Annotated in this window: 22 protein-coding genes and 2 pseudogenes; 11 read left to right on the forward strand and 13 right to left on the reverse strand. The window is 68.8% G+C overall.

Features of this window, described 5'->3' with window-relative positions:
• The 5 genes from J5F18_RS10710 to J5F18_RS10730 all read right to left on the reverse strand — a co-directional run.
• Positions 1-338 (reverse strand): hypothetical protein (locus tag J5F18_RS10710; RefSeq protein WP_346298638.1); only part of this gene is annotated, 338 nt, incomplete at its 3' end.
• Positions 339-431: 93 nt separating this feature from the next.
• Positions 432-1,679 (reverse strand): NAD(P)-binding domain-containing protein, encoded by a 1,248-nt coding sequence (locus J5F18_RS10715; RefSeq protein ID WP_346298639.1) that lies wholly within the window; start codon positions 1,677-1,679, stop codon positions 432-434.
• Positions 1,680-1,695: 16 nt separating this feature from the next.
• Entirely contained in the window at positions 1,696-2,268 is a 573-nt protein-coding gene (locus J5F18_RS10720) for an OsmC family protein (RefSeq protein WP_346298640.1), read from the reverse strand.
• Positions 2,269-2,368: 100 nt separating this feature from the next.
• Complete coding sequence (locus J5F18_RS10725; protein WP_346298641.1) at positions 2,369-2,920, reverse strand: DUF4242 domain-containing protein; 552 nt, start codon at positions 2,918-2,920, stop codon at positions 2,369-2,371.
• A complete protein-coding gene (locus J5F18_RS10730; RefSeq protein ID WP_346298642.1) occupies positions 2,917-5,157 on the reverse strand; it encodes a hypothetical protein in 2,241 nt (746 codons plus the stop codon). Before J5F18_RS10730 ends, J5F18_RS10725 begins: the two co-directional genes overlap by 4 nt.
• A 178-nt stretch (positions 5,158-5,335) precedes the next feature.
• Between J5F18_RS10730 and cysK the strand changes: the two genes are divergently transcribed.
• Together cysK and J5F18_RS10740 are read left to right on the forward strand one after the other, a co-directional pair.
• A complete protein-coding gene (cysK, locus tag J5F18_RS10735) occupies positions 5,336-6,823 on the forward strand; it encodes a cysteine synthase A (RefSeq protein ID WP_346298643.1) in 1,488 nt (495 codons plus the stop codon).
• Positions 6,824-6,859: 36 nt separating this feature from the next.
• The gene (locus J5F18_RS10740; protein ID WP_346298644.1) at positions 6,860-7,450 is read left to right on the forward strand and encodes a carboxymuconolactone decarboxylase family protein; all 591 of its coding nucleotides are present in this window, start codon (positions 6,860-6,862) and stop codon (positions 7,448-7,450) included.
• Between the two features lie 58 nt (positions 7,451-7,508).
• On the opposite strand, the gene J5F18_RS10745 is transcribed toward J5F18_RS10740, so the two are convergent.
• Positions 7,509-9,509 (reverse strand): sigma-54-dependent Fis family transcriptional regulator, encoded by a 2,001-nt coding sequence (locus J5F18_RS10745; protein ID WP_346298645.1) that lies wholly within the window; start codon positions 9,507-9,509, stop codon positions 7,509-7,511.
• Between the two features lie 319 nt (positions 9,510-9,828).
• On the opposite strand from J5F18_RS10745, the gene J5F18_RS10750 reads away from it, so the two are divergent.
• From J5F18_RS10750 to J5F18_RS10780, 7 genes and pseudogenes are all read left to right on the forward strand, one after another.
• The gene (locus tag J5F18_RS10750) at positions 9,829-10,332 is read left to right on the forward strand and encodes a gluconate 2-dehydrogenase subunit 3 family protein (RefSeq protein WP_346298646.1); all 504 of its coding nucleotides are present in this window, start codon (positions 9,829-9,831) and stop codon (positions 10,330-10,332) included.
• Between the two features lie 99 nt (positions 10,333-10,431).
• Positions 10,432-11,979: a GMC family oxidoreductase gene (locus J5F18_RS10755; RefSeq protein ID WP_346298647.1), complete on the forward strand. Its 1,548-nt coding sequence runs from the start codon at positions 10,432-10,434 to the stop codon at positions 11,977-11,979.
• A 14-nt stretch (positions 11,980-11,993) separates the two neighbouring features.
• Complete coding sequence (locus J5F18_RS10760; RefSeq protein WP_346298648.1) at positions 11,994-12,992, forward strand: thiamine pyrophosphate-dependent dehydrogenase E1 component subunit alpha; 999 nt, start codon at positions 11,994-11,996, stop codon at positions 12,990-12,992.
• Complete coding sequence (locus J5F18_RS10765; RefSeq protein ID WP_346298649.1) at positions 12,989-14,020, forward strand: alpha-ketoacid dehydrogenase subunit beta; 1,032 nt, start codon at positions 12,989-12,991, stop codon at positions 14,018-14,020. Before J5F18_RS10760 ends, J5F18_RS10765 begins: the two co-directional genes overlap by 4 nt.
• Before the next feature lie 11 nt (positions 14,021-14,031).
• Entirely contained in the window at positions 14,032-14,268 is a 237-nt protein-coding gene (locus tag J5F18_RS10770; RefSeq protein WP_346298650.1) for a lipoyl domain-containing protein, read from the forward strand.
• A 70-nt stretch (positions 14,269-14,338) separates the two neighbouring features.
• Positions 14,339-14,590 (forward strand): annotated as a pseudogene (locus tag J5F18_RS10775) (2-oxo acid dehydrogenase subunit E2); the annotation flags it as partial.
• Between the two features lie 15 nt (positions 14,591-14,605).
• The gene (locus J5F18_RS10780) at positions 14,606-15,328 is read left to right on the forward strand and encodes a lipoate--protein ligase family protein (RefSeq protein WP_346298651.1); all 723 of its coding nucleotides are present in this window, start codon (positions 14,606-14,608) and stop codon (positions 15,326-15,328) included.
• Positions 15,329-15,403: 75 nt separating this feature from the next.
• Here J5F18_RS10780 and J5F18_RS10785 read toward each other — a convergent pair whose 3' ends face one another.
• The 5 genes from J5F18_RS10785 to J5F18_RS10805 all read right to left on the reverse strand — a co-directional run bounded on the left by J5F18_RS10785 (position 15,404) and on the right by J5F18_RS10805 (position 21,649).
• Positions 15,404-16,465, reverse strand: coding sequence for a 2,3-butanediol dehydrogenase (locus J5F18_RS10785; RefSeq protein WP_346298652.1), 1,062 nt, complete (start codon positions 16,463-16,465; stop codon positions 15,404-15,406).
• A gap of 191 nt (positions 16,466-16,656) precedes the next feature.
• Positions 16,657-17,256: a VOC family protein gene (locus J5F18_RS10790; protein ID WP_346298653.1), complete on the reverse strand. Its 600-nt coding sequence runs from the start codon at positions 17,254-17,256 to the stop codon at positions 16,657-16,659.
• A 208-nt stretch (positions 17,257-17,464) separates the two neighbouring features.
• Positions 17,465-18,913 (reverse strand): GntP family permease, encoded by a 1,449-nt coding sequence (locus J5F18_RS10795; protein WP_346298654.1) that lies wholly within the window; start codon positions 18,911-18,913, stop codon positions 17,465-17,467.
• Positions 18,910-20,010, reverse strand: a complete 1,101-nt coding sequence (locus J5F18_RS10800) for a patatin-like phospholipase family protein (protein ID WP_346298655.1) — start codon at positions 20,008-20,010, stop codon at positions 18,910-18,912. Before J5F18_RS10800 ends, J5F18_RS10795 begins: the two co-directional genes overlap by 4 nt.
• 241 nt (positions 20,011-20,251) lie before the next feature.
• Positions 20,252-21,649 (reverse strand): FAD-binding oxidoreductase, encoded by a 1,398-nt coding sequence (locus J5F18_RS10805; RefSeq protein ID WP_346298656.1) that lies wholly within the window; start codon positions 21,647-21,649, stop codon positions 20,252-20,254.
• Positions 21,650-21,808: 159 nt separating this feature from the next.
• Between J5F18_RS10805 and J5F18_RS10810 the strand changes: the two genes are divergently transcribed.
• Entirely contained in the window at positions 21,809-22,828 is a 1,020-nt protein-coding gene (locus tag J5F18_RS10810) for a helix-turn-helix domain-containing protein (RefSeq protein ID WP_346298657.1), read from the forward strand.
• A 31-nt stretch (positions 22,829-22,859) separates the two neighbouring features.
• Positions 22,860-23,000 (forward strand): annotated as a pseudogene (locus J5F18_RS10815) (transposase); the annotation flags it as partial.
• A gap of 162 nt (positions 23,001-23,162) precedes the next feature.
• Here J5F18_RS10815 and J5F18_RS10820 read toward each other — a convergent pair.
• Both J5F18_RS10820 and J5F18_RS10825 read right to left on the reverse strand, forming a co-directional pair.
• A complete protein-coding gene (locus J5F18_RS10820) occupies positions 23,163-24,224 on the reverse strand; it encodes a hypothetical protein (RefSeq protein WP_346298658.1) in 1,062 nt (353 codons plus the stop codon).
• A 71-nt stretch (positions 24,225-24,295) separates the two neighbouring features.
• Positions 24,296-24,739: antibiotic biosynthesis monooxygenase (locus tag J5F18_RS10825; protein WP_346298659.1), on the reverse strand; the 444-nt coding region annotated here is incomplete at its 5' end.

The following is a 24,739-nucleotide window of genomic DNA, read 5'->3' on the forward strand; positions in this document are numbered from 1 at the left end:
CCCTCGGCCTCGTCTGCGGCGTACTGGAAGGCGAGCAGGTCGAGGCGGCAGGGCGCCCCCTCCCGCCAGCAGAGACTGTGGGCATCCGCGGCGAGGCAGCGCTCCGGGTCGGGCAGGGCGGCACGCAGCTGATGCAGCTCGCGACGCAGGTTGGTGCGCGCCTGGGCCTCGCTGGAGTCGGGCCAGAAGAGCCCCGCCAGGCGCTGGCGGGGCAGCGGCGTCCCGGCATGCAGGGCCAGGTAGGTCAGCAGGCCCAGGGCCTTCGACGAGTGCAGGGTGTCGACCGGCGTCCCTGCGGCCAGGACCCGCTGCTCGCCCAGCAGGCGGATTTCCAACATGGCGCGCCCTCGTCATCGATGTCACGGCCCGGCGGGGCTCGCCGGGCCGGGTGAGGTGCCCTCGCCAACCAGTATAGTGGTTCGACCCCGCGCTCAAGCGGTGAGGGAGACCCGCCTGCCGCGCTTGGCCAGCCAGGCGGCCAGGTGGGCGCTGAGCTCCCGGGCGTCGTCGTCGGCGCCGTGGATGGCACCTGACTTGCGCCGGCGCAGGAAGGGCAGCCCCATGGCGTAGAGCCCCGGGGCCACCACCCCGCCCCGGTGTGTCAGGCGCCCCCTGGCGTCGAGCACCGGCAGCTTGAGCCAGGCATAGTCGGGCCGGAAGCCGGTGGCCCAGAGCACCGTCCTGATCTCGCCGTCGGCCAGGTCGAGGCCCAGGCAGGGCCGCGCCGGCAAGCGGGTGGGCGCCGGGCGTTCGGGGGCGGGCAGGTGCTCGTGCCAACCGTGGGCCAGCGCCCAGGCGTCCAGGTTGTCGAGCAGCCGACCCAGCTTGAGGTCCGCCGAGGCGCAGTGCATGGCCAGGGAACCGGCGAACTGGAGCCGGCTGCCGGCAATCCCGGCCAGGCGGCCCACCAGGCGCACGCCGCGCTCGCTCAAGGCGTTGAGGTCCAGGTCGCGAGGCGCGGGTCCGCCCACCAGCTGGGGCGAGGGCTGGCGCCTGGCCCGGGCCAGGTCCTCCACCTCGTCGTAGCGCTGGTCGAGCAGGCCGGCCCGTTCCAGCCACCACTGGATGTCGCGTCCCCGGTAGCGGCGGGGCAGGCGCAGGTGCTCGCCCACCGCGAGGGTCACCGGCCGGCCGCTGCGCCGGAGCTCGTCGGCCAGCTGCACGCCGGTGGCGGAGGCACCCACCACCAGCACGCCGCCCGGCGGGAGCCGGTCGGGGCGGCGGTAAGCCAGCGCCGTCAGCTGGGTGACCCAGGGCGGCAGGGCCTCGGCCAGGGCGGGCACCACCGGGAGCTGGGTGGCGCCGGTGGCCATCACCAGGGCTCGGCAGCGCCAGGTCCCCCGATCCGTCTCCACCCGGTAGCCGTCGTCCCAGGCCTGCACCGCTGTCACCCGGGTGTCGGTGTGGATCGGCGAGTCCAGCCCCCCGGCGTAGGCGTCGAGGAAGGCGATCAGCTCCGGCATGCTCATGAACCCCTCGGGGTCGGTCCCGACATAGGCCTGGCCGGGGAGCCGGCACTGCCAGTTGGGGGTGAGCAGGCGCAGCGAGTCCCAGCGCTCGTGGCGCCAGGCGTTGGCCACCTCGCCACGCTCGAGGATCACATGATCGATGCCGCGCCGCGCCAGGTGGTGGCCCATGGCGAGCCCGGCGTGTCCCGCGCCGATGACCAGGACGGTCACGGCGAGCGCCCTGGGTTCATTTCACGGTCACCATGACGGGAGTGGGGTTGGTCAGCAGGTCGAAGACCGCCGAGCGCTTCTGGGACTGGGCGACCAGCGCCTCGATCTCCGCGCGACTGGCGTCGGCATCGATCTCGTAGACCACCCGGACGTCGTCGAAGCCGTTGCGCACCTCGGGGTCCATGCCCAGGATCCCCTGGATGTCCATGCTGCCCTCGAGGCGGGCCTTGACCGAGCGCAGCTGGATGCCGCGGTTCTGGGCGACGGCGGCGATCCCGGCGGTGAGGCAGCCGGCCAGGCCGACCAGCACGTATTCCACCGGGGTGGGGCCCTGGTCCTCGGCGGCGAAGATCTCGGGGTGGTCGGCATCGAAGGTGAAGCGCATCCGGTGGCGCTGGGGCTCGCCGAGGCCCTGGAACTCTTCCACGGCGATGCGGCTGTGGGTGCCGTTGATCCAGTCGCATTGGGCGCACCAGGTGAAGCGGGCGGCCTCTGGGGCCTGGGACAGGGCCTCGCGGGCGCCGAGCAGGGCGGTGACGTTGACGCCATTGTCGATGGTCTTGTCGATGGTGGGGGTGGCGGTCTGCATGGGGTCTCTCCTCGGTTGTCGTTGTGTGACCAGCCTGGGGTGGTCAGCTACGAGCCTGGGCGTGTCGCGTGGGACCCAGCGTGGGAGAGCTCGTGGTATTTCAGGGGGCGGCCGTGGAAGCGGCCGGCTGGGCGATGCGCTGGCAGGCCCAGATCCGCGTCACCGGCATGCCGGCCTGGTGCTGGGCCAGGCGCACCGACTCGGCGTCCGGGGCGCGGTAGAGACAGTGCATGCGCCGGCGATCCGCGGCGTAGAGGGTGCGCAGGAAGCGGACCCGGTGATGCTGCAGGCAGGCGGCGCCGGCGTCCTCCAGGGCCTGGATCGCCGCGACGCTGACCGGGGCGGCGAAGCGACGCTCCACCACCACGTTGGCCTCCGCCAGCGCCGCGGGTTCCAGGCCGGGGGCATCGTGCAGGGTGCCGGCCCACAGCGAGCCGACGTCGGCCCCGGCCCGGCGCAGGCCGAGGCGAGCCGACTCCAGGTCCGGGGCCTGGAAGTGGCAGAGCAGGCGGCGGCCGTCCCGGGCCAGCAGGCTCCCCTGCCAGGCGAGGTGGTGCAGGTCGAAGCAGCCCTGGGCGGCGAGGGTCATGGAGCGCACCAGGTCCGGCGCGACGGGGCGAGCGAGGCGCCGCTCCAGGAAGACGTCGATCATGCCTCGCCCTCTGCGGCCGGGGCGTGGTACAGCGCCCGGTAGCGTCGCCGGGCCCAGCCGGCCACCGGGCCCTGGGCCAGTGCCTCGGCCGCCTCGGCGTGCCGCTGGCGGGCATCGAGATCGCCGGTCCGGTGGGCCGCCTCGGCCAGCAGGGCCAGGGCCAACAGCTGCTCGGTGGGGCGCTCCAGGAGTCGGGCATGCTCGAGGGCCTCGGCGGCCCGGGCGGCGGCCGTCTCGGGGCGCCCTCGGGCCAGGTCGAGGCGCGCCGCCTGGAGCAGCAGCACCGCCAGGCGGTGACGGGCATCGGCGTGGCGCAGCGACACCAGGGCGACGCCGAAGGGGCCGGGATCCTCCTCCAGGGCGTAGCGGCACAGTGCCTCGGCGGCGGCGGCGAAGGGGGCCTCGCTGCCGTGGCGCAGCCGCTCGCCGAGGGCGCAGAGCTCGCCGCAGCGCTCCCGGGCCCGGGGGTAGTCGTCGCGCTCCAGGTCGATCAGCAGCAGGAACTCCTGGGCCTGGAACTCGCTCAGGCGGTCGCCGGTGGCCTTGCACAGGGTGCGGGCGTCCTTGAAGTGTGTCTCGGCCGCGTCGAAGCGGTCGGCGTGAAGGGCGATCAGCCCCTCGGCCAGGGGAATGGCGGGATGATGAAGGTGGCGCTGGGCGGCCAGGTCGCGGGCCTGGGCCAGCATCGCCGTGGCCTGCTCCAGGTCGCGCTCCAGCATGGCCAGGCAGCGCGCCGTCTCGGCCATGGCGATCACCTGCTCGCGGTCGTCGGCACAGCGGGTCACCCGCTCGGCCTGGAGGGTCTCCTCGTGGGCCCCCGACCACTGGCCGTGGGCCCAGCGGATATGGCTGGCCAGCTGGTAGCCGAGTCGGGCATGGGCCAGGGCGCCGTGCTCCAGTGCCCGCTCGGCCAGGGCCACCACCTCGCCGGCGCCGGCCTCCCAGTCCGCCAGGGGCGCGGCGCTGTAGAGGATGTCGTGAAGCTCCAGGGCCAGGCAGACGCCCTGGGTGCCGGCGACCTCTCCGGCCAGCGCCAGGCCCCGCTGGGCGAAGTCCAGGGCCTGCTGGTTGGCGAAGAGGCGCAGGCAGAGTCGGCCGGCGGTGATCATCGCCCGGCTGGCCAGTGCCGGGTCGCCGCTGGCCTGGGCATGGTGGGCCAGTTCGGCCGCACGTTCCAGGTCGTAGAGCGGCGACTCGGCGAGCCATTCGGCGAGGCGTCGATGCATCGCCTGGCGCCGCACGGGGGAGATGGCCGCGTAGAACTCCCGGGCGAGCTCGGGGCGGGGGAAGCGCAGCCCCGCCTCGCCGCTGGTCAGCCACCCATGGCGCTCGGCCACCTCCAGGGCGGCGCCGAGGCGGTTGGTCTCGAGCCCCGCCAGCTGCCCCAGGGTCGCCGGGTCGAGGCGAGGGGCCAGCAGCGCCGCCCAGCGCAGCACCTCCTGGGTGTCGCCCTCCGGGAGCGCGGCGCCCTCCTGATCCGATCCCACCCCCGAGGCCGCCGCGGCCGGCGGTGCGGGGGCATCGCGCGGCGCCCGCCAGACGCGCAGCAGCTCGCCGCCGAGCGGCAGGCCCGCCTCGCGGATCAGACGCAGGCCCAGCTGCAGCTGCTGCTCGGCGTCCCGGGGGCGGTGCAGGGCCAGCAGCAGCCGGACCAGGCGGGCGCGGGCCGTCTCGTCGAAGGGGGCGAGCCGCACCCAGGCGTGGGCCTGGGGCAGGGCGCGCTCGGGCGTCTCGGCCAGGCGCTCGACGAGGGCCGCCAGCAGCGCCAGCTGGGCGCGCATGGCCGCCTCCCGCTCGGCCAGGCACCAGCCGTGGAAGTCGTGGAAGTTGTCCAGCTCCAGCCCCTCCAGGAAGGGGCCGCGATAGCGGGCGGCAACGGCCTCAAGCTCAAGGGTGTCGACCTGCGCCAGGTCCCGGGCATGGAGGGCGTGCAGCCGGGCCACGTCGATATCGAGTTCCGCCGTCTCCAGGCCGACACCCAGGCGGTCGGCCTTGAGCCGCGGGCGCTCGGGATCGTCCACCAGGCGGCGCAGCTTGGAAAGGCTCCAGCGCAGCGAGCCCCGCGGGTCGTCGGGCAGCTCCCAGAGCAGATCGCAGAGGTGTTCGCGGCTGCAGGGGCGGGGGTGCCGGGCGAGGTAGGCGAGCAGGGCGCGGGTCTTCTTCGAGGGGGGGAGCGTCAAGACCTGCCCGTCCCGAATCACTTCGAGCTCGCCGAGCAGGTTGAGGGTCAGCGCCATAGTCGTCTGCCCCTGATGGGGTCCTCTAGCAGTATAGCCCGTCGAGCCGTTGCGCCCGGCGATGATTCCCACGCCTGGGGCGTGAAATACCACGCTGGCTACCACGCCCGCTTCCCCGGCGCCTGGCGACGCTACTCCTGTACCCCACCTCGAACAGAAGAAGCGCAGGAGAGACTCCATGGCACGCCACGACAGCATCCTCGACACCATCGGCGGCACCCCCCTGGTGCGCCTCGCCCGGCTGGCCCCGCCGGACGTCAACCTCTACGTGAAGGTGGAGGCCTTCAATCCCATGGGCTCGGTCAAGGACCGCATGGCGCTGGCGGTGATCGAGGCCGCCGAGCGCAGCGGCGCGCTGCGCCCCGGTCAGACGGTGATCGAGGCCACCAGCGGCAATACCGGCATCGGGCTGGCCATGGTGTGCGCCCGCAAGGGGTACCCCCTGGTGGTGACCATGGCCGAGAACTTCAGCGTCGAGCGCCGCCGCCTGCTGCGCTTCCTCGGCGCCCGGGTGGTGCTCACCCCGGCGTCGGAGAAGGGCAGCGGCATGCTCGCCAAGGCGATCGAGCTGGCCGAGACCCACGGCTACTACCTGTGCCGCCAGTTCGAGAACCCGGCCAACGCCGAGGTGCATCAGCGCACCACGGCCCGGGAGATCCTCGATGACCTCGAGGGCGAGCCCCTGCATGCCTGGGTCTCCGGCTTCGGCACCGGCGGCACCCTGCAGGGCGTGGCCCGGGCGCTCAAGGCGGCCGACCCGACCACGCGGATCGTGGTCGCCGAGCCGGACAATGCGCCGCTGCTGGGCAGCGGCATGGCCCAGCCTCGCGGCGACGGGGGCCGCACGCTCAGCCATCCCGGCTTTCGTCCCCACCTGATGCAGGGCTGGAGCCCCGACTTCATCTCGCCGCTGACCGAGCAGGCCGTGACGGCCGGCCTGGTGGACGAGGTGGTGCCGGTGGCCGGGAGCGAGGCGCTGCGCCTGGCCCGCGAGCTGGCGCGCAAGGAGGGGATCTTCGCCGGGATCTCCAGCGGTGCCACCCTGGCGGCGGCGCTGGCGGTGGCGCGGCGCGCCGCGCCCGGTTCGCGTATCGTCTGCATGCTGCCCGATACCGGCGAGCGCTACCTCTCGACCCCGCTCTTCGAGACCATCCGCGACGAGATGGATGACGAGGAGCAGGCCCTGTCGCGTTCCACGCCGGGGTATCGCTTCGATCGCCCCGCGGCCATGCCGGCGCCGGTAGCCGAGCCCGTGGCGACCCTGGATGCCGAGGCCGAGCGCTTCGTCGACGACTCCCTGGCTCGGGCTCGGGTGGTGATGTTCACCCTGGCCTGGTGCGAGTTCTGCTGGTCGGCCCGCAAGCTCTTCGACCGGCTCGGCGTCCCCTACCTGAGCGTCGAGCTCGATGGGCCGGGCTGTCAGGACGACGACCTGGGGGTGCGGGTGCGACCGGTGCTGGCGCGGCGCACCGGGGCCGCCACCATTCCCCAGATCGCCATCGGCGGGCAGTGGCTCGGCGGCTGCAGCGAGCTGTTTGCGGCCTGGCGGGATGGCTCGCTGGGCGAGCGCCTGGCGGCGTGCGGCATCCGCGTCGATCCCGAGCTCGCGTTCGACCCCGACGAGCTCCTGCCCCGCTGGCTGCACCCTCGCGCCGCGACGGCTTGATCGTCTCTCCCCACCACGGCATCAGGAGCATCGACCATGAGTTATATCGCGACCATCGCGCCCGAGAGGGCCTCGGAGGAGGTGGCGGCCATGTACCGGCGCCAGGCGGCCCACTTCGGCTATCTGCCCAACTACGCCCGGGCATTCAGCCATCGCCCCGAGGTGATGGCGAACTGGGCGGCGCTGCTGGCCAGCATCCGCCGGCAGGTCGCGCCGCGGCGCTTCGAGCTGGCGACCCTGGCCGCCGCCAGCGTGCTGGGCAACAGCTACTGCGCCCTGGCCCACGGCGAGGCGCTGGGCCAATGGCTCGATGACGAGACCGTGGCGGCGATCGCTCGCGGCGGCGAGCCTTCCGGCCTCGACGCCGCGGAGCTCGAGGTGCTGGCGTTCGCCCGCCGGGTGACGCGCGATGCCAGCCGGATCACGGCCGATGACGTCGAGCGCCTGAGGGCGAGGGGATTGGCCGACGACGAGATCTTCGACCTCGTGGCGGTGGTGGCGGGACGGGCCTTCTTCACCAAGGTGCTCGACGGCCTGGGCGTCGAGCCGGACGCGGCCTATCGGGAGGCGCTCCCCGCCCCGCTGTGCGAGGCGCTGACCGTGGGACGGGCCATTGCCCGTGACTAGGGGCCCAGAGCCCTGGCTCAAGTCGGCATCTGCTGGTTGGGGGGCCCAGAGCCCTGGCTCAAGTCGGCATCTGCTGGTTGGGGGGCACAATGCCCAGCCGCTTCATGCGTCGGTAGATGGTGGGCCGTGATAGCCCCAGCTCCCGGGCCACGGCGCTGATGTTCCACTGGTGGCGGCACAGCGCCCGATAGAGTAGATCCTGTTCCAGTGGTCGCGAAGTGGCGGCAGGCGGCCCCTGGCTGCTGGTGGTGCCCTCGACGTGCGAAGCCTCGGGTTGCCCGGCGCCGGGGTGCGCCAGCTGGCCGTGGAGACACTCTTCCGGCAGGTCACCGACCACCACTTCCTCGCCGTCGCCGGTAGCCAACGCATAGCGCAGGGCGTTATGCAGCTCGCGGATATTGCCCGGCCAGGGGTAGGCGAGCAGGGCGCTGATGGCATCGCCGCGCAGCCGGACCCGGCTGCCGCGCTCACGGTTGAGTTCGGCGAAGATCTGGCGGATCAGGTAGCCCCTGTCGGCCCGCTCGCGCAGCGGTGGCAGGCGCAGGCTGGCGCCGTTCAGGCGGTAGAAGAGATCCTCGCGGAAACGACCGGCGGCGATCAGTTCGCGAAGGTCGCGGTGGGTGGCGGCGACGACCCTCAGCTCCACCTTGGTGGGGCGGCTGGCGCCAATGGGCAGTACTTCCTGTTCGGCCAGTACCCGCAGCAGGCGGGTCTGTAGCTGCAGCGGCATGTCGCCGATCTCGTCGAGGAAGAGGGTGCCGCCGTCGGCCTGGGCGATCAGGCCCTTCATGCCCTTGCTGCGAGCGCCGGTGAAGCTGCCTGGCTCGTAGCCGAACAGCTCGCTTTCGATCAGCGACTCCGGCATCGCCGCGCAGTTGATGGCCACGAAGGGGCGGTCGTGGCGCCGACTCGACTCGTGCAGGGCGCGGGCCATGCGCTCCTTGCCGGTGCCGGTCTCACCGATCACCAGGATGTTGATCGGCTCATTGCGCAGCCGGGTGGCCCGGGTCAGGGTGTCGCGCATGCTGGGGTCGTCGTCGGCCAGTGCCTCCAAGGGAGCCAGGCTGGTGTCTCGGGCCGAGGTGGCGTCGGGCGCGCGACGCGGCGGCTCGATCAGGGTGGCGAAGTGGATCTCCCGGTGGCGGCGGGTATGGAAGGCCTGGACCCGATCGTCGCTGTGCTGCGGGATGGCCAGCACTTCGTCCACCTCGGCATCGAGCAGGTCACGGATGTTCCAGGCCCGGAAGGACCGTGCCTCGCCGGCCTCGGGCAGCGGCAGCCCGTGGTGGCGCATCAGCTTGCGCCCGGCAGTGTTGGCCGCCACCAGGCTGCCATCCTCCTCGATGGCCAGCAGGTAGCGGCGGTTGATCTGCACGAACTCCCGGGAGCGGTCCAGGCAGACGATGGGGTGGTCACCGTAGCGCTGCAGGAAGTAGGCGTCCTCGATCATCTTGGCGGTGTATTTCACCAGCTGCAGGGCGAAGGTTTGGGAGTCCTTGGTGGCCGGCGACTGGTAGGCGGAGATATCGAGCACCGCCAGCAGTTGGCCGTGGGGATCGAAGATCGGCGCCGCCGTGCAGGTCAGCTGGATATGGTGGGCACTGAAGTGATCGCTGTGATGGCAGGTCAGCGCGCTGCGTTCGTGGATGCAGGTGCCCACCGCGCAGGTGCCGGCGTGGGCCTCGCTCCAGTCGGCGCCCAGGTAGAGGCCGGTGCGCTGATGCTCGCGCTGGTCGCGCTTGGCACCGAGGAACTGCACGGCGATGCCGCGGGCGTCGGTGAGCAGCACCACGTAGCCCAGCGGCGCCACCTGGCGATAGAGCTGCTCGACGCCGGCACGGGCTACCTGGAGCAGGTCGTCGGCCTGGTCCTGATGCTCGCGCAGGGTGACGCCGGGCACGTAGCGGGCCGGGGTGGGGCGGGCAGGGTCCAGGCCATAGCGGTCGATGCAGCGCCGCCAGGAGCGTTCGATGATGGCGTGTTCCCCCTGGGCCCCGGAACGATTCAGGGAGTCGAGGATGATTTCGACATGCTGACGCTGGCTCAGGGTGGCGGTCATGGTGTGCCTCTGCCGGTCGCGGTCGTTGTGATTGTCATGGTGTCAAGGTAAGACGCCGCTCAGGCGATCGAGATACGACCTTTGTCGCCCCCGTTACACCTGTAACGATCACTGTAAAGGGCCCTGTCACGAAGTGTTCGGCCCGTTGTCACATCCGCGCCGCCCGGTCCCAGGTGGCTGTGATGTGAGTGATCCTTATTTCTTTTTCCTATCAGTATCCTGGCTCTTTTCCTCGTCAAATTGGCACAGAAGCTGCCCCTGTCATGGGTGTGGCCATCGCCTCGGTGAGCCTGCCAATAACAAGACGAGGAGTCATGCCATGATCGCTTCAAACCGGATGACGCTCAGCCGTCGCCGCTTCCTCACCCTGACCGGCACCCTGACCGCCGGCAGCCTGGCCCTCAGCGCCACCGGCCTGTGGCCGCGCTGGGCCCTGGCCGACCCCGACCTGGCAAGCCGCCTGCTGCGTGTGGGCCGCGATATCTATCCCCACGAGTCGATCGCGGATCGCGACTACCTGGAGTCCCTCACGGCGCTGCTGGAGAAGGAGCGTGATGAGATCGCCTCCGGTCTCGACGACCTGGATCGCCGCGCCCGGGCCGCCCATGGCAGCGCCTATGCCGGGATCGCGAATGATGCCGAGCGGGAAGCGTTGTTGCGGGAGATTCAGCACACGCCGTTCTTCGCGAAGGTCAAGAGCAATCTGTTGATGGGGATCTACAACAACCCTGACTTGTGGACCGAGTTTGGCTACGGCGGTTCCTCCTGGGAAAAGGGGGGGTATCTGCACCGCGGCTTCGACGCCGAACCGGATTGGCTTTGACCGGATCGCCGGTGACGGCGAGGCGCGGTCCCTTCCACGATAACAACATAGGGGTGCAAGAGAATGAGCAGGCAATTTGATTTAAATGATGACAGCCTGGTGGTGATCATCGGCTCCGGAGCCGGAGGTGGCACCCTCGCCAATGAGCTGGCACAGAAAGGCATTCGCTCGGTGGTTCTGGAAGCCGGCAAGCGCTTTACCATGGAGGATATCGAAAACGACGAATGGGGGATGTTCAACAAGATCAGCTGGCTCGACCAGCGGAATCTGGTGGGGCCGTCTCGCCTGGCCGAGGACTTTCCCAATCTGCCTGCCTGGATCGTCAAGGGTGTCGGTGGATCCACCATCCACTGGGCCGGGGTGGCCATGCGCTTTCAGGAACACGAGTTCAAGATGAAGACGCTCAATGGCCCCATCGCCGGGGCTAATGTGGAGGACTGGCCGCTGTCGCTTGAGGACCTGGCGCCCTACTACACCCTGGCCGAAAAGAAGATGGGGGTTTGCGGCACCGAGGCGACCGGTATGCCCTTTCATGGCAAGAGCACCCACTATCAGGTCATCGAAGCAGGTGCCAACAGAATCGGCGCCCGCTGCGAGCAGGCACACCTGGCCATCAACACGCTGCCATTCGACGGGCGGGCGCCCTGTCAGGTCACCGGCTTCTGCATGCAGGGCTGCCGCTTCGGCGCCAAGTGGTCGACCCTGTACGCGGAAATTCCCAAGGCCGAAGCCACCGGAAACGTGGAGGTCAGGCCCAACTGCATGGCTCTCCGGATCGAGCATGATCGGGAGGGTCGGGCGAGCGGTGTCCTGTACGTCGACGCCAATGGGGAAGAGCAATTCCAGAAGGCACGCATCGTCGCCGTGGCGGCCAACTCCATCGAGTCGCCGCGCCTCCTGCTCAATTCTGCTTCCAGCCTGTTTCCCGATGGACTGGCCAACTCCTCGGGCCAGGTGGGCAAGAACTACATGACCCATGTGACGGGTGGCTCCTACGCGGAGTTCGATCACCCGGTACATATGGAGCGCAGCACCGTGGTGCCCGGGATCGTCAAGGAGTGGGAGGATAACGACCCCTCCCGCGGCCATGTCGGTGGCTACGAGCTGGAGGCACTGCATCTGGGGCTGCCCTTCATGGCGGCGTTCCTGGACCCGGGCGCTGCCAATGGCTGGGGGCGCCAGTTCGCCCGCTCCATGGAGAACTACAGCCGGATGGCGGGGTTCTGGATCTGCGGGGAAGACCTTGCCCTGGAGTCCAACCGTATCACCCTGCATGCCACGAAGAAGGACCAGTACGGCTTGCCGGTGCCGGTGGTTCACAAGGCCGATCACGACAACGATACGCGCATGCGCAGCCACGCCTACCGGATGTCCAGGGAGCTGTTCGAGGCCATCGGTGCGCACCATGTCAACGACCTGCCGCCCTATCCTGCCAGCCACAACATGGGCACTAATCGCATGCATGCCAGCGCCCAGGATGGCGTCGTCAACCAGTGGGGACAGTCCCACGATATCGACAACTTGTTCATCTCGGACGGCAGCCAGTTCACCAGCAGCGGGACGGAAAACCCGACACTGACCATCGTAGCCCTGACCATTCGTCAAGCCGAGTACATTGCCGAGCGCCTGTCGCGCGGCGAACTCTGAGAGGAGGAATCCCCATGCAACCGACAGCCGACCAGCGGCGCTGGATGTACCGCCACATGGTGCTGAGCCGCTACCTCGAGGAGCGCATCGAGGCGCTCTATATGGAGGGCAAGACACCGGTCTTCAACATGGCCAAGGGGCCCATCCCCGGCGAGATGCACCTCTCCAATGGCCAGGAGCCCTGTGCCGTGGGGGTCTGTGCTCATCTCGAGGCCGACGACATCGTCACCGCCACCCACCGTCCCCACCATATCGCCGTGGCCAAGGGGGTCGACCTGGACGCCATGGTGGCCGAGATCTTCGGCAAGGCCACCGGCCTTTCCGGCGGGCGAGGAGGGCATATGCACCTCTTCGATGGCGAGGTGAACTTCTCCTGCTCGGGGATCATCGGCGAGGGCCTGGGGCCGGCGGTGGGGGCGGCGCTCTCCCGGCAGATGCAGGGCAAGCCCGGGGTGGCGGTGGCCTTCATGGGCGAAGGCGCGGCCAACCAGGGGGCCTTCCACGAGGCGCTGAACCTGGCGGCGGTGTGGCAACTGCCGGTGGTGTTCGTCATCGAGGACAACGCCTGGGGCATTTCGGTGGCCAAGCAGGCCTCTACCGCCGTGCCGCGCAACGACACCCGGGCCGCTGCCTACGGCATGCCCGGCCATCATGTGGCCGACAACGACGTGGAGGGCGTTTTCGCCGCCGCCGGCGAGGCGATTGCCCGGGCTCGCGAGGGGCAGGGCCCCAGCCTGATCGAGATCGAGACGGTGCGCCTGGCCGGCCACTTCATGGGCGACGGCGAGGACTACCGGCCCAAGGGCGAGAAGGCAGGCCTCACGGATCCCATTCCCCGCTACCGTGCGGCCCTGCTCGAGGCCGGGGTGCTCGACGAGGCAAGTGACGCCGACCTGGTGGCCGAGGCCCATGAGCGGGTCGAGGCGGCCATCCGCTTCGCCCAGCAGAGTGACTTCCTGCCGCCCGAGGCGGCGCTGGAAACCGTCTTCGTCGAATCGGGAGTAACAAAATGACCACTACGACCCAGAGCGCCAACCGCAAGCTGACCATCGCCCGGGCCATGGCCGAGGCCACTGCCCAGGAGATGCGCGCTGATCCGCGGGTCTTCGTGATGGGCGAGGACGTGGGCCCCCTGGGCGGGGTCTTCGGCAACACCCGTGGCCTGCACGAGGAGTTTGGTCCCGAGCGCATTCGCGACACGCCGATCTCCGAGACCGCCTTCATCGGCGCCGCCGTGGGCGCCGCCTCCGATGGCATGCGGCCCATCGTCGAGCTGATGTTCGTCGACTTCTTCGGCGTCTGCATGGATGCCATCTACAACCTGATGGCCAAGAATACCTACTTTTCCGGCGGCAAGATCCCGGTGCCCATGGTGCTGATGACCTCCACCGGTGGCGGCTACTCGGACGCCGGTCAGCACTCCCAGTGCCTCTACGGTACCTTCGCCCACCTGCCGGGCATGAAGGTGGTGGTGCCGAGCAACGCCTATGACGCCAAGGGGCTGATGACCGCGGCGATCCGCGACGATAACCCGGTGGTGTTCATGTACCACAAGGCGCTGCAGGGCATGGGCTGGCTGGGCACCGAGAAGGGCGCCACCGTGGTGGTGCCCGAAGCGCCCTACAGCGTGGAGATCGGCAAGGCCGCCGTGACCCGTGAGGGACAGGACCTGACCCTGGTCAGCCTGGGCGCCGGGGTGCATCACTGCCTGCGCGCCGCCCAGGCGCTGGAGGCCGAGGGCTTCTCGGCCGAGGTCATCGATCTGCGCAGCCTGGTGCCGCTGGACCGTGAGACGGTGCGCGCCTCGGTGGCCAAGACCGGGCGCCTGATCGTGGTGGATGAGGACTACCACAGCTACGGCGTCAGCGGCGAGATCATCGCCACGGTGGCCGAGCACGCCGCCTGCCGCCTCAAGGCGTCACCCAAGCGGGTGGCCTACCCGGATATTCCCATTCCCTTCGCGCCGACCCTGGAGCAGTGGGCCCTGCCCAATGCCGACAAGATCGTCGCTGCCTTCCATCAAATGCTGAGTGAGAGTTGAGGAGAAACCCCATGACGACCGAAATCACCGTGCCCGCGGACCTCTGGGAGGGCGAGACCGAAGGCGTGATCACCGCCTGGCTGGTCAACGATGGCGCCGAGGTCGCCCAGGGCGACCTGATCGCCGAGGTGATGGTGGAGAAGGCCCAGTACGAGATCGAGGCCCCGAGCGCCGGCCGCCTCAATATCGCCAAGGAAGAAGACGACGTGGTCAGCAAGGGAACCCTGATCGCTACCCTGGAATCCTGAGGAGGCCCGCCATGAGACTCGACACCCCGGAGACCGCCCCCCCCCGGGGGCGCCCTTTACCAGGGTCACGAATCTGGGACGCTCTCGGGTGCATCACTTCATGCCGCTGCTCAACCTGCCCCAGGTGGCGATCCTCGGCATCGGTGGTGTCGAGAGCCGGGCCGTGCCAGACTCGGACGGTTGGCGTGCCGCCGAGTCGATCGGCCTGTCGCTGACCTTCGATCATCGCGCTGTCAATGACGCCCCGGCGGCGGCCTTCCTCGATGCCCTGTGCGAGCGTATCGAGGGGTTGGCCAGCGATGCCTTCGACCATGAACTCTGAGGCGGAGGCCGATCCATGACACCTGCCTTTTCCCTGGGGACTGATTCTCTGACCTTGCGCCGCCCCAGCGTGGCGGAGGGCCTGGCCCTGGAGGAGGCGCTGCTGGAGTCGATCTGCCACGGTGAGAGCGACTTCGGCCTGGTGGCCTGGTCGCCCCACGACCGAGCCCTGGTGATGCCCCGCCGTCACGAACGCCTGGCGGGTTTTCCCGAGGCGAGGGAGGCGCTGCGCGAGCGGGGTTGGCCGATCGCTTTCCGCTCCACCGGTGGCACCCCGGTGCCGCAATGTCCGGCCGTGGTCAACGTGGCCCTGGCGCAGCGCTGCCGGGTAGGCAGTTCTGCCGCTCATCTGGAGTGGGGCTATCATCGCCTGGGCGATCCCTGGTGCGAGTGGCTTGCCGAGCTGGGGGTGGCGGATCCCAACCTCGGCGAGGCGCCGGGCGCCTACTGCGATGGTCGCTTCAACGTGCGCATCGGCGAGCGCAAGCTGGTGGGCACCGCCCAGCGCTGGCGCCGCGTGCGTGGCGGCAAGGATATGGCGATGCTGGCCCACGGCGCCATGCAGGTGGGGGAGACGCCGGAGGCACTGGTGGCGGTGGTCAACGCCTTCCAGGACGCTATCGGCGATCCCCAACGCTTTTGCCCCGAGGCCCATATCGCCTTGGAGCAGGTGGTGCCGTCGCTCGATCTCGAGGCGGCGCTGCCGGGGTTACTGGTGCGCCTGGACGAGGCTGTCTGAGCGGATCTATTGAGACCGAGCATCTGATAACGGGGCCCGATGGGCCCCGTTGCGTTGAGCGGCGCCCCACTGCCGTCAGGGTTGAACCATCATCTTGATATGCGACTTGTCGCTGAGCAGGACCTCGAAGCCCTGGTCGACTAGATCATCCAGGGTGATACGAGCGGTGATCAGGTCCTCGGCGCGGAAGTAGCCCTGCTCCATAAGGGCGATCACGGCAGGGTAGATATGCCGGTAGGCAATGATGCCCTTCATGGTGCGCTCCTTGATCACCAGGTCGTTGGGCTGGAAGGCCGCTTCCGTTTCCCAGATGCTGACGATGACCGTCTCTCCGCCAGCGTGGGTCGCGTTGATGGCCTGGTTCAGCACGGAGGGAATCCCGGTGACCTCGAAGGCAAAGTCGGCGCCGCCTTGGGTCAGTGCATGCACCCGTTCCACTGTGTCCTGCTCCCGGGGGTCCACTACCCAGGCACCCAGGTCTGCGGCCTTTCGCCGGCGGGTGGAAGAGGGTTCCACGGCCACGATCTTGGACGCGCCGGCAGCCTTGAGCGCTTCGATGATCACCAGCCCGATCGGGCCGGCGCCGAAGACCACAGCATTGTCGCCGGCCTTCAGTGAGCTCTGGCGCACCGCGTGCAAGCCCACGGCGGCTGGCTCGATCAGCGCTCCCTGTTCATAGGAGAGGGAGTCGGGCAGGGGGTGGACCATGTGCTCACCGACCACGGTGTATTCCGCAAAGCCGCCTCCGCCCCCCGAGAGCCCGTGGAAGCCCAGCAGGGGCGTCAGATTGTAGCGCTCCATAAGGTATTGCCCATCCTTGTGGGGCGAGAGGATGGGTTCGATCGCCACGCGATCGCCGGGCTTGACCCGGGTGACGCCCTCACCCACCTCGACGACCTCACCGGCGAACTCGTGACCCATGATGATGGGCGCTCGCTGCTGGCTAAGGGGGTGAGGCTCATCGACCGGAATGAAGATGGGGCCGGCACTGTACTCGTGCAGGTCGCTGCCGCAGATGCCGCATGCAGCGACCCTTACCTTGACCTGGTGAGGGTCTTCGAGGGCCGGAATCTCGACCGTTTCCACGCGAAGGTCCCTGGCCTTGTACCAGACCGCGGCTTTCATGGTGTTTTTCATCTGGCCACCTCGTGATGTCGTTCTGCCGATGATACCAGGCGCATTCAGCGAGCTGTTTTCAAGCCGATCGCCGGTCCGGCGATAGGTCATCTGGTCTGCGCGTGTCGTCAGCATGCGCTTGGCAATGTCGGCATCCTGGATTGGGGGAGGTTAGAGGCAGCATCCCGGGATGCCGCCGCGGGAGGAGAAGCTCAGAAACGCGGATCCCAGAGGCGACTGCTGGTTTCGGCCTCGTAGCCCATGCCGTAGGGTGAGCTGACCAGCTCCAGCTGCATGCCCCAGGGCGCCATGAAATAGACCCAGCTCAGGCCTTCCATGGGGCCCTCGGTGAAGGTCTTGGGCTCGCCCAGTACCTCCACGTCGTGCTCCTTCAGGTAGGCGACGGCTTCATCCATGTCGTCGACGTAGAAGGCGATATGGTGGCCGCCGATGTCGCTGTTGCGTGGCTGCTCGGTGCGCTGGTCGGGGGCGGTGTACTCGAAGATCTCCAGGTTGGTGCCATTGCCACAGCGCACCAGGTGAGCGGCCGGGATAGTGGCTTCTACGTGAACATCGAGATTCACGTCCATCCAGTCATCATCGAAGGGGCCGAAGGGCCCGATAGTGAAGAAGGCCTCGCAGCCGATCACATCGACGAAGAAATCCACTGCCGCTTGGCGATCGGGAACGGTAAAGCCGAAGTGCTGGGTGCCTCGCATACCGGGGATTTCTGCCTGGGCCAGCTGGCTGGTCATCAGCAGGGCCAGAGAAAGGGGCGCCGACAGGGGGGCGCGCTTTAGAGTAGCGAACATGGTTTATCTCCATCGTTGCGTATGCTTGTCGGTGACGGTGGCCACCGGAACGAAGGAGCAATGCCCATGCCAGCCGCGAGCAAGCGGAGATCCTTGGTAAGCCCATGATTTCTCATGGGCTTCCTTGGTCAGGGGGAGGGTGACAGGTGTCAAGGGCGATACAGGGCTGTAACGGTTGTCACGTTACAGGGGAAGGATTCCGCACCGCTCAGAACGACCCCACCAGGGTGCCCAGGGTGATCAGCAGCACCAGCGAGAGGATCGGGACCGCCATCGCCACCACCGCGATATCCAGATAGGCCTGGCGATGGGTCAGACCACAGATGGAGAGCAGGGTGATCACCGCGCCGTTGTGGGGCAGGGCATCCAGCCCGCCGGTGGCGACGGCCGTGACCCGATGCATCAGCTCGGGGGCAATCCCGGCGGCCTGGCCCATGGCCAGGTAGGTGTCGCCCAGCGTCGCCAGGGCGATGCTCATGCCGCCCGAGGCCGAACCGGTCATGCCCGCCAGCAGGTTGACCGCAATGGCCAGCGAGATCAGGGGGTTGTCGCCGCCCACCGAGGTCACCCAGAGGCTGATCGTCTCGAAGGCCGCGAGCGACGCAATCACCGAACCGAAGCCCACCAGGCTGGCGGTATTGAAGATCGGCAGCAGCGAGGCATTGGCGCCGCTGTCCAGGGTGGTGGTGAGGGCCTCGAGGCGCTTGAGGTTGATGATGATGAGGACCCCGATGGCGATCACCAGGGCGGAGATCACCGACCAGACCCCGCGCACCGACTCGATGCTGGTTGCGCCGAAGATCGGCTCGGCCAGATACCCCGTGTCCATGGCCGGGATCACCACCGCCGTGAACAGCAGGTTGAGGGCGATGACCAGCACGATGGGCAAGAGCGCCAGCGACAGGGAAGGCAGGTCGCGGCGCGCCTGGTGTGGCGTGACCTCGGCCAGGTCGAAGCCTTCGCCGGCGGCACGCTCTCGCAGGTGGTCGGCCGCCGGTGCCTCGCCCTGGTGGTCCCCATAGCCTTCGCCGGCTGCCCGGGCCTGGCGCGCCCGGTGGGTCAGCCAGGCCTGGCCCAGCCCCAGCATGACCAGGCCGGTGAGGATGCCCAGGCCCGGCGCGGCAAAGGGCGAGGTGCCGAAGTGGGGCATGGGAATGGCATTCTGGATGGCCGGCGTGCCCGGCAGTGCCGTCATGGTGAAGGTGAAGGCGCCCAAGGCGATGGTACCGGGGATCAGCCGCTTGGGCAGATTGGCCTGGCGAAACAGCGCGGCGGCGATGGGGTAGACCGCGAAGGCCACCACGAACAGCGAGACGCCGCCATAGGTCATCACCGCACAGGCCAGCACCACCGCCAGGATGGCGCGGGCTTCCCCCAGGCGCGCGACGATGGTGTTGGCCAGCACCTCGGCGCTGCCCGAATCCTCCATCAGCTTGCCGAAGATCGCCCCCAGCAGGAATAGCGGGAAGAAGCTGACGATGAAGTTGCCCGCCGCCCCCATGAACACCTGGGTATAGCTGGCCAGAAGGGGCGTATCGACGGAGACCAGGGCCACCAGGGCGGCCAGTACCGGCGCCAGGATCAGCAGGCTGAGGCCGCGGTAGGCCAGAACCATCAGCAGGACCAGGGCAACGAGGATGGCTAGGATACCGGTCATGCCTTGACCTCGCTTTTGTCTGTCTCCTCGGCGTCCCGCTCGATCGCTGACGAGAGGGAGAGGGGGCGGAAGGTGTCGCTGAACACGGTGTTGAGATCGAAGGTCGAGCACTGGCACAGGGAGTCGAAGTTCTCCTGAAGCCAGAGATCGGCCCAGCCGCGCCCCTGCTGGAAGAGGCGCGACAAGAATTCCCACTGGGCGTTGAGCTTGCTCGAGGCGGAGAGCTGTTCCACTTCCTGCTCGGCATGGATCAGGTGCAGGCGCATGGCGCGGAAACGCTCCATCTCCAGCCCTTCGGCTTCGATCAGCTGCTGCAGCAGCTGGATGCTGCGCAGCTCCTTGATCAGGCTGGAGTTGAAGGTGATCTCGTTGATCCGGTTGATGATGTCCCGGGCGCTGTCCGGCAGCTTCTGGCGCACCAGGGGGTTGATCTGCACCACCACGAGGTCGCGGCAGCCCTGGTCATCGACCAGCGGATAGAGCGCCGGATTGCCGCTGTAGCCCCCATCCCAGTAGGCCTCGCCGTCGATCTCCACGGCCGGGAAGAGCGTGGGCAAACACGCCGAGGCCATCACGGTATCGACGCTCAGTTCGGGTTGGCGAAAGATGGTCGCCCGGCCGGTCCGCACATTGGTGGCGGTGACGAATACCTTGACCTGGCGGCAGGCGTTGACCCGCTCGAAATCGACCAGCTTGAGGACCAGGTCGCGCAGCGGATTGATGCGCAGGGGGTTGAGCTTGGCCGGCGCCACCAGCTGGGTGAGCTTCTCGAAGTAGAGATAGCTCGGCGAGTGGTCCAGGCTGTCGTTTCCCAGCAGCCTATCCCAGAAGCTGGGCTGAATGGGCGAGAAGCGGGCCGCATCGCCGACCGCCTTCCAGAAGGCATACAGGGCGTCACGGGCCCCCTGTCGGCCGCCCCTGTGCAGTCCATCGGCGAGCACCACGGCATTCATCGCGCCCGCGCTGGTGCCGCTGATCCCGTCGATCTCCAGTCGTTCGTCTTCCAGCAAGCGATCCAGAACGCCCCAGGTCAGCGCGCCGTGGGAGCCGCCTCCCTGCAGGGCCAGATCGATCTTTTTCTTTTCGCCCGTCGACATTGCTGTTCCTTTCTTTCGGCAGTGGATACTGCAATGTAGTGTAAGCCGGTTGGTCGTGGACCGCACCCTGCCGAGCGTCGCCCGTGGCCAGCCCTGATGTCGCTCTGTGTTCCGCTCTGCCAGACCTGTAGTACGGGATTGTCAATTCTGCCGGCGAAGTGGGGCGCGAGGAGGCCGAGCGGTGTCGCCCGCAGAGTGAGGAGGCGTGGCTCCAGGCCCGGGCCCATCTCTACAAGGCCGGTCATGCGGGTGTGATGTTCGAATTGAAGCGAAACAGGTTCTGCGGATCGCAGGACGCCTTCAGTGCCTGCAAGCGTGCGTACTTCTGGCCGAAGGTGGCCCTGGTGTCTTCATCCTGGTTCTCGAGGAAGCCGGGATAGTTGAGATAAAAGCCATCGCCGCACCCGTAACACGCGAAGTCGGCCACTGCGCTGCGGGACCAGGCAATGTTGGCCTCGTCATCGGCTCGATCGCTCCAGATCGACTCGGCCGCAAGCATGTACTCGGCATCGCGGCCGCTGTAGGCCGTCCCGTTCTCGTCGACCCGTCGAATCGCCCCGCCCAAATGCCAGATCACCAGCGCAGTCAGCGGTGAGGGGCGGCGCTCGGCGTAGTCGATGAGCATGTCGATGCCGGCGTCGCCGAGAGCGGCCGCCGTCAGCGGGCGGCCCTTCCAGTAGTAGAGCCCGCCGTCCGGGAAGTTCGCATCGAGCAGCGATTGGATGTCCACCCAGCGCATCGTGCCGCTCAGGTCGAAGAGCGGCTCCGTGACTCGGCGCAGGGGGGCCATGGCCGATTCGCCCGCCGCGGGGTCGCCCACGTACACTCCGAGGAAGGCGATGGCGGGCTTGCCGCGGGCGTCCGGGACGGGGAAGGCGGGGTCGTCCGGCACCGTGATCGCGGTGACCAGGGTGGCGATCTCCTCGGGGGCGCTTCGCGTGAAGTCGCGGAACGCCTCGTAACATTTCCGGCGGTCGTCGGCCGGGTAGCCCACGAAGGTGACGGCGACCTCGGGCCCCACCGGGTGGAGCCGGAACTCGAAGGTGGTCACCACGCCGAAGTTGCCGCCACCGCCGCGCAGGCCCCAGAGAAGCTCCGGGTTCTCGGCCTCGCTGGTGTGGACCACCTCGCCGTTGCCGGTGACGACCTCGGCCCCGATCAGGTTGTCGCAGGTGAGGCCGTACTTGCGCCGCATCCAGCCGAGCCCGCCGCTGAGGCAGAGCCCCGCGATACCGGTCTTCGACACCAGGCCGGTCGGGGTGGCCAGGCCATGGACCTGGGTCTCCCGATCGACATCCTGCAGCAGGGCCCCGCCCTGGACGCGGGCCACGCGCGCGCCGGGGTCCACGATGACCGTGCGCATGAGCGACAGGTCGATCATCAGGCTATCGTCCCCGACCGCGGTGCCGGCGACGTTGTGGCCGCCACCGCGGACCGAGATCGGCAGGCCCCGCTTGCGGGCGAAGGCCACCGCCGCGACCACGTCCGCCGTTCCGCGGCAGCGCGCGATGAACGCCGGACGACGGTCGATCATGCCGTTCCAGACCCGGCGTCTCTCGGTGAAGGCCGGGTCATCGGGCCCCAGGAGGTTGCCGCCGAGGGACGTCTTCAGGGCTTCGGTGTCTGCATCGGTGTTCATCGTTCTTCCCCTATGCTGATGGTGTGGCAGGACATCCGGAGGTGGGTCGGCTCGGCCGGTTGCCCCTCCTCCTGACCGGCAGTCTGCTCCCGGGAGGACTTGCCGAGCAGAGCGGGGGGCGCCAAATTTAGGGGAGATTCCCGCCAACAGGGGCAAGCCATGCAGGATGTGACGGTGGTTCTGGTCGAGGGCGGCATGCCGTCCACGGCGGTCGCGCCGGTGGAGATCTTCGGTACGGCGGGCGTGCTGTGGAATTTCATGTGTGGGCAGGATGCCGAGCCACGGTTTCGGGTGCGCACGGTGTCCCAGGATGGCCGCCCCGTTCATACGGGCGTCTCGCTGGTCCTGCAGCCGGATGGCGGGATCGAGGAGGTCGAGGCCACGGATCTGATCCTGGTCGCCGCGGTGGGCGCCGACCTGGAGGCGGCCTGTCCCCTCCATGCCGCCCTCTATCCCTGGCTGCGCGAGTGGCACGCGCGCGGTGTCACCATCGCCGGTGTCTGCGCCGGCGCGGCCTTGCTGGCGGAGGCAGGGATACTCGAGGACCGGCTAGCCACCACGCACTGGGCGGTCGTCGATGCCTGCCGCCGGCGCTATCCCCGTGTCCACTGGCAGCCCGAGCGCGTCATCACCGAGTCCGGCAATGTGCTCTGCAGCGGTGGCGTTTATGCGGCGGTGGATCTCAGCCTGTACCTGGTCGAGAAGCTCTGCGGTCACCAGCTGGCCATGGAGACGGCGCGGGCGCTGGTGCTGGAGACCCCGCGTGCCTGGCAGATCGGCTACGGGGCCGAGCCGCCGGAGTTTGCTCACGAGGACCGACGCATCCAGAAGGCACAGGACTGGCTGTTCCGTCATTTTACCGATATCGACTCGATCGAGCAGTTGGCCCGGCGTGTCGGTATGAGCGCGCGCACCTTCGAGAGGCGATTCAAGCGGGCGACCGGCGAGACGCCGAGGCATTATCTGCACCGGGTGCGCGTGAATGCGGCGCGTCACCTGCTGGAGAACGAGCAGCGATCGGTTCAGGAAGTGAGCAGTGCGGTGGGATACGACGACGTGGGTCACTTCCGTCGCCTGTTCAAGCGCCACACGGGCATGACCCCGCAGGCGTACCGGGCGCACGTCGAGGCCCTCGTCTCCGGGAACGTCGCCCGGGTGGGGCGTACGCCGCATCACTAGCGAGGACGCTTGGGGCGCCGTCGCTCGCCGGCTCAGCGATGAGCGTGATCCACAGCGGTGCCTGCATCGCACCGAAACTCTGGTTCGACAGCGCGTGTTCGGCCTGGCGCTGGGCTATGAGGATCTCAATGACCACCAGGCGCTGCGCCATGACATCGCCCTGCAGACCGCCGTCGATACCGACGGCTGGCTGACGGCCTTGGCGGAGAGCAGAGCGAGGCGCGCCGCCGATGGATCCACCGCGCCTTCGGCGAGGCCAGGAGGATTGTCGATACGCACCTCCCGTAGTGACCGCTGGAGCGCTTTCCCGGCCTCCCCTTCGACCAGGGGAACCTCACTGCCGCTCCCCCAGGGCCAGAACATGGGTGGTGGCGCGCCACAGCCCCCAGCCGTCCCGCCAGCCGGGGGAGACCTCCACGTGCTCGAGCCCCCCGGCCTCGAAGAGCCGGGCCTGGCCCTGCGGCACGGCATGGCGCAAGCGCCGGCTGTGGCTGACCGGGATGACCCGGTCGTTCGGCCCGTGGATCAGCACCAGCTGGGCCTGCAGCTTGTCGAGATCCCGCGCTGACAGGTTGAGGGCCTCGAACTCCTCCAGCAGAGAGGGCGGCAGCGCCTCGATCAGCCCTTCCACCCGATCGGGATCCTCATTGGTCACCAGGGAGTAGGCCGCCTTTGCCTGGGGCCCCAGGCGATCCACCTCGGCCTGCACCGGGGCGAGAGGGTCGTCCAGCTTGCGCCGGGCGATGGTTGCCAGGCGGGCCCGGTCCTTCTCGTCCTCCAACCAGTGCAGCTGGCTCAGCAGTACCGCCCAGCGCCCCTCTCGCTGCGGCGGCGGGGCCGCCTGGCCAGCCCCGCCGCGATCCTCCCCGGTGGTGACATAGCGCAGCATGTCCGTCAGGTCGTAGTAGCCCCCCAGGGCGATCAGGAAGCGGACCCGCTCGGCGGTATCCTCCTGCTTGGCGGCGATCAGGGCCGGGCCCACCGCCAGGCTGATGGCGGCCAGGGCGGTGTTCGACCTCGCCACCGGCTCCGTCTCCGTGAGATGGCGAATGGCGTCGGCGATGGCCTCCACCTCGCGGGTACTGACGGAGAACCGCTTCAGGCCCTCCAGCTCCGGCACCATCACCGTAAAGCCCAGACGGGACAGCGTCACCGCGAACTCCATCAGGCGGGGATCACGACGCCCCGCCTCGGTGAAACCGTGGACCAGGATCAAGGCGCCCCGGCGCGGTGTCTCCGGGCGGTAGAGATCCGCCTGGTACTCACGTCCCTCGACCGCGTAGGTCAGGGCCAGCAGCGCCTCGTAGCCACGACTGACACCGCCGTAGCCCCACAGCAGGGCGGCGATCAGCGCCGTGATCAGCAGCAATGCGCCAAGTCGTGTCACAAGCGTCATGGCAACTCCATGAGAGCCCTCGACTCCTTGAGACTTCCCGACCCTGGAGGCGTTCGGCGGTGGCGGCCTGGCTAACGGAATAGCCAGGGTGCCACCAGCTTCACCACCCGCGGCATGATCACGTAGACCACCAGGCCCACGATAGTGGCGGCCACCAGGCCGTGGCGGATGCCCCAGGTGTCCAGCGCCGGCAGCAGGCCGAAGAGCGGTAGCCACAGCAGCGGCACGATGATGGTCAGGGGCCAGATTACCGCAGTGGTCACCAGCCACTGCTTCCAGCGGGTCGGCTGCTTGCTGACGGGCGTGGGCGGGGTGAACCAGTAGTCGATGCCGCTGACGATCTCCACCCGCTCGGCCTGCTGCAGATCGCCCTGGATGGTCGCCATCAGCTCGCGGCGCTCGGCGGACTCCCGCCAGCGCTGGGCGTCGTCGTCGCTGGCGAAGCGCACGGCGATCTCGTAGTCGTGGTGGCCCGCGGGGGGGCGCAGGATATGCACGCCCTGGTGGCCGGGAAA

This window comes from Halomonas sp. BM-2019, assembly GCF_017584085.1.

Bases quoted from the DNA above. Each gene is read 5' to 3' on its own strand.
- cysK (WP_346298643.1), top strand. From the start codon at position 5,336: ATGGCACGCCACGACAGCATCCTCGACACCATCGGCGGCACCCCCCTG.
- J5F18_RS10745 (WP_346298645.1), bottom strand. From the start codon at position 9,509: ATGACCGCCACCCTGAGCCAGCGTCAGCATGTCGAAATCATCCTCGAC.
- J5F18_RS10820 (WP_346298658.1), bottom strand. From the start codon at position 24,224: ATGACGCTTGTGACACGACTTGGCGCATTGCTGCTGATCACGGCGCTG.
- J5F18_RS10765 (WP_346298649.1), top strand. From the start codon at position 12,989: ATGACCACTACGACCCAGAGCGCCAACCGCAAGCTGACCATCGCCCGG.
- J5F18_RS10795 (WP_346298654.1), bottom strand. From the start codon at position 18,913: ATGACCGGTATCCTAGCCATCCTCGTTGCCCTGGTCCTGCTGATGGTT.
- J5F18_RS10790 (WP_346298653.1), bottom strand. From the start codon at position 17,256: ATGTTCGCTACTCTAAAGCGCGCCCCCCTGTCGGCGCCCCTTTCTCTG.
- J5F18_RS10740 (WP_346298644.1), top strand. From the start codon at position 6,860: ATGAGTTATATCGCGACCATCGCGCCCGAGAGGGCCTCGGAGGAGGTG.
- J5F18_RS10725 (WP_346298641.1), bottom strand. From the start codon at position 2,920: ATGATCGACGTCTTCCTGGAGCGGCGCCTCGCTCGCCCCGTCGCGCCG.
- J5F18_RS10760 (WP_346298648.1), top strand. From the start codon at position 11,994: ATGCAACCGACAGCCGACCAGCGGCGCTGGATGTACCGCCACATGGTG.
- J5F18_RS10720 (WP_346298640.1), bottom strand. From the start codon at position 2,268: ATGCAGACCGCCACCCCCACCATCGACAAGACCATCGACAATGGCGTC.
- J5F18_RS10730 (WP_346298642.1), bottom strand. From the start codon at position 5,157: ATGGCGCTGACCCTCAACCTGCTCGGCGAGCTCGAAGTGATTCGGGAC.
- J5F18_RS10780 (WP_346298651.1), top strand. From the start codon at position 14,606: ATGACACCTGCCTTTTCCCTGGGGACTGATTCTCTGACCTTGCGCCGC.
- J5F18_RS10805 (WP_346298656.1), bottom strand. From the start codon at position 21,649: ATGAACACCGATGCAGACACCGAAGCCCTGAAGACGTCCCTCGGCGGC.
- J5F18_RS10770 (WP_346298650.1), top strand. From the start codon at position 14,032: ATGACGACCGAAATCACCGTGCCCGCGGACCTCTGGGAGGGCGAGACC.
- J5F18_RS10800 (WP_346298655.1), bottom strand. From the start codon at position 20,010: ATGTCGACGGGCGAAAAGAAAAAGATCGATCTGGCCCTGCAGGGAGGC.
- J5F18_RS10785 (WP_346298652.1), bottom strand. From the start codon at position 16,465: ATGAAAAACACCATGAAAGCCGCGGTCTGGTACAAGGCCAGGGACCTT.
- J5F18_RS10750 (WP_346298646.1), top strand. From the start codon at position 9,829: ATGATCGCTTCAAACCGGATGACGCTCAGCCGTCGCCGCTTCCTCACC.
- J5F18_RS10810 (WP_346298657.1), top strand. From the start codon at position 21,809: ATGCAGGATGTGACGGTGGTTCTGGTCGAGGGCGGCATGCCGTCCACG.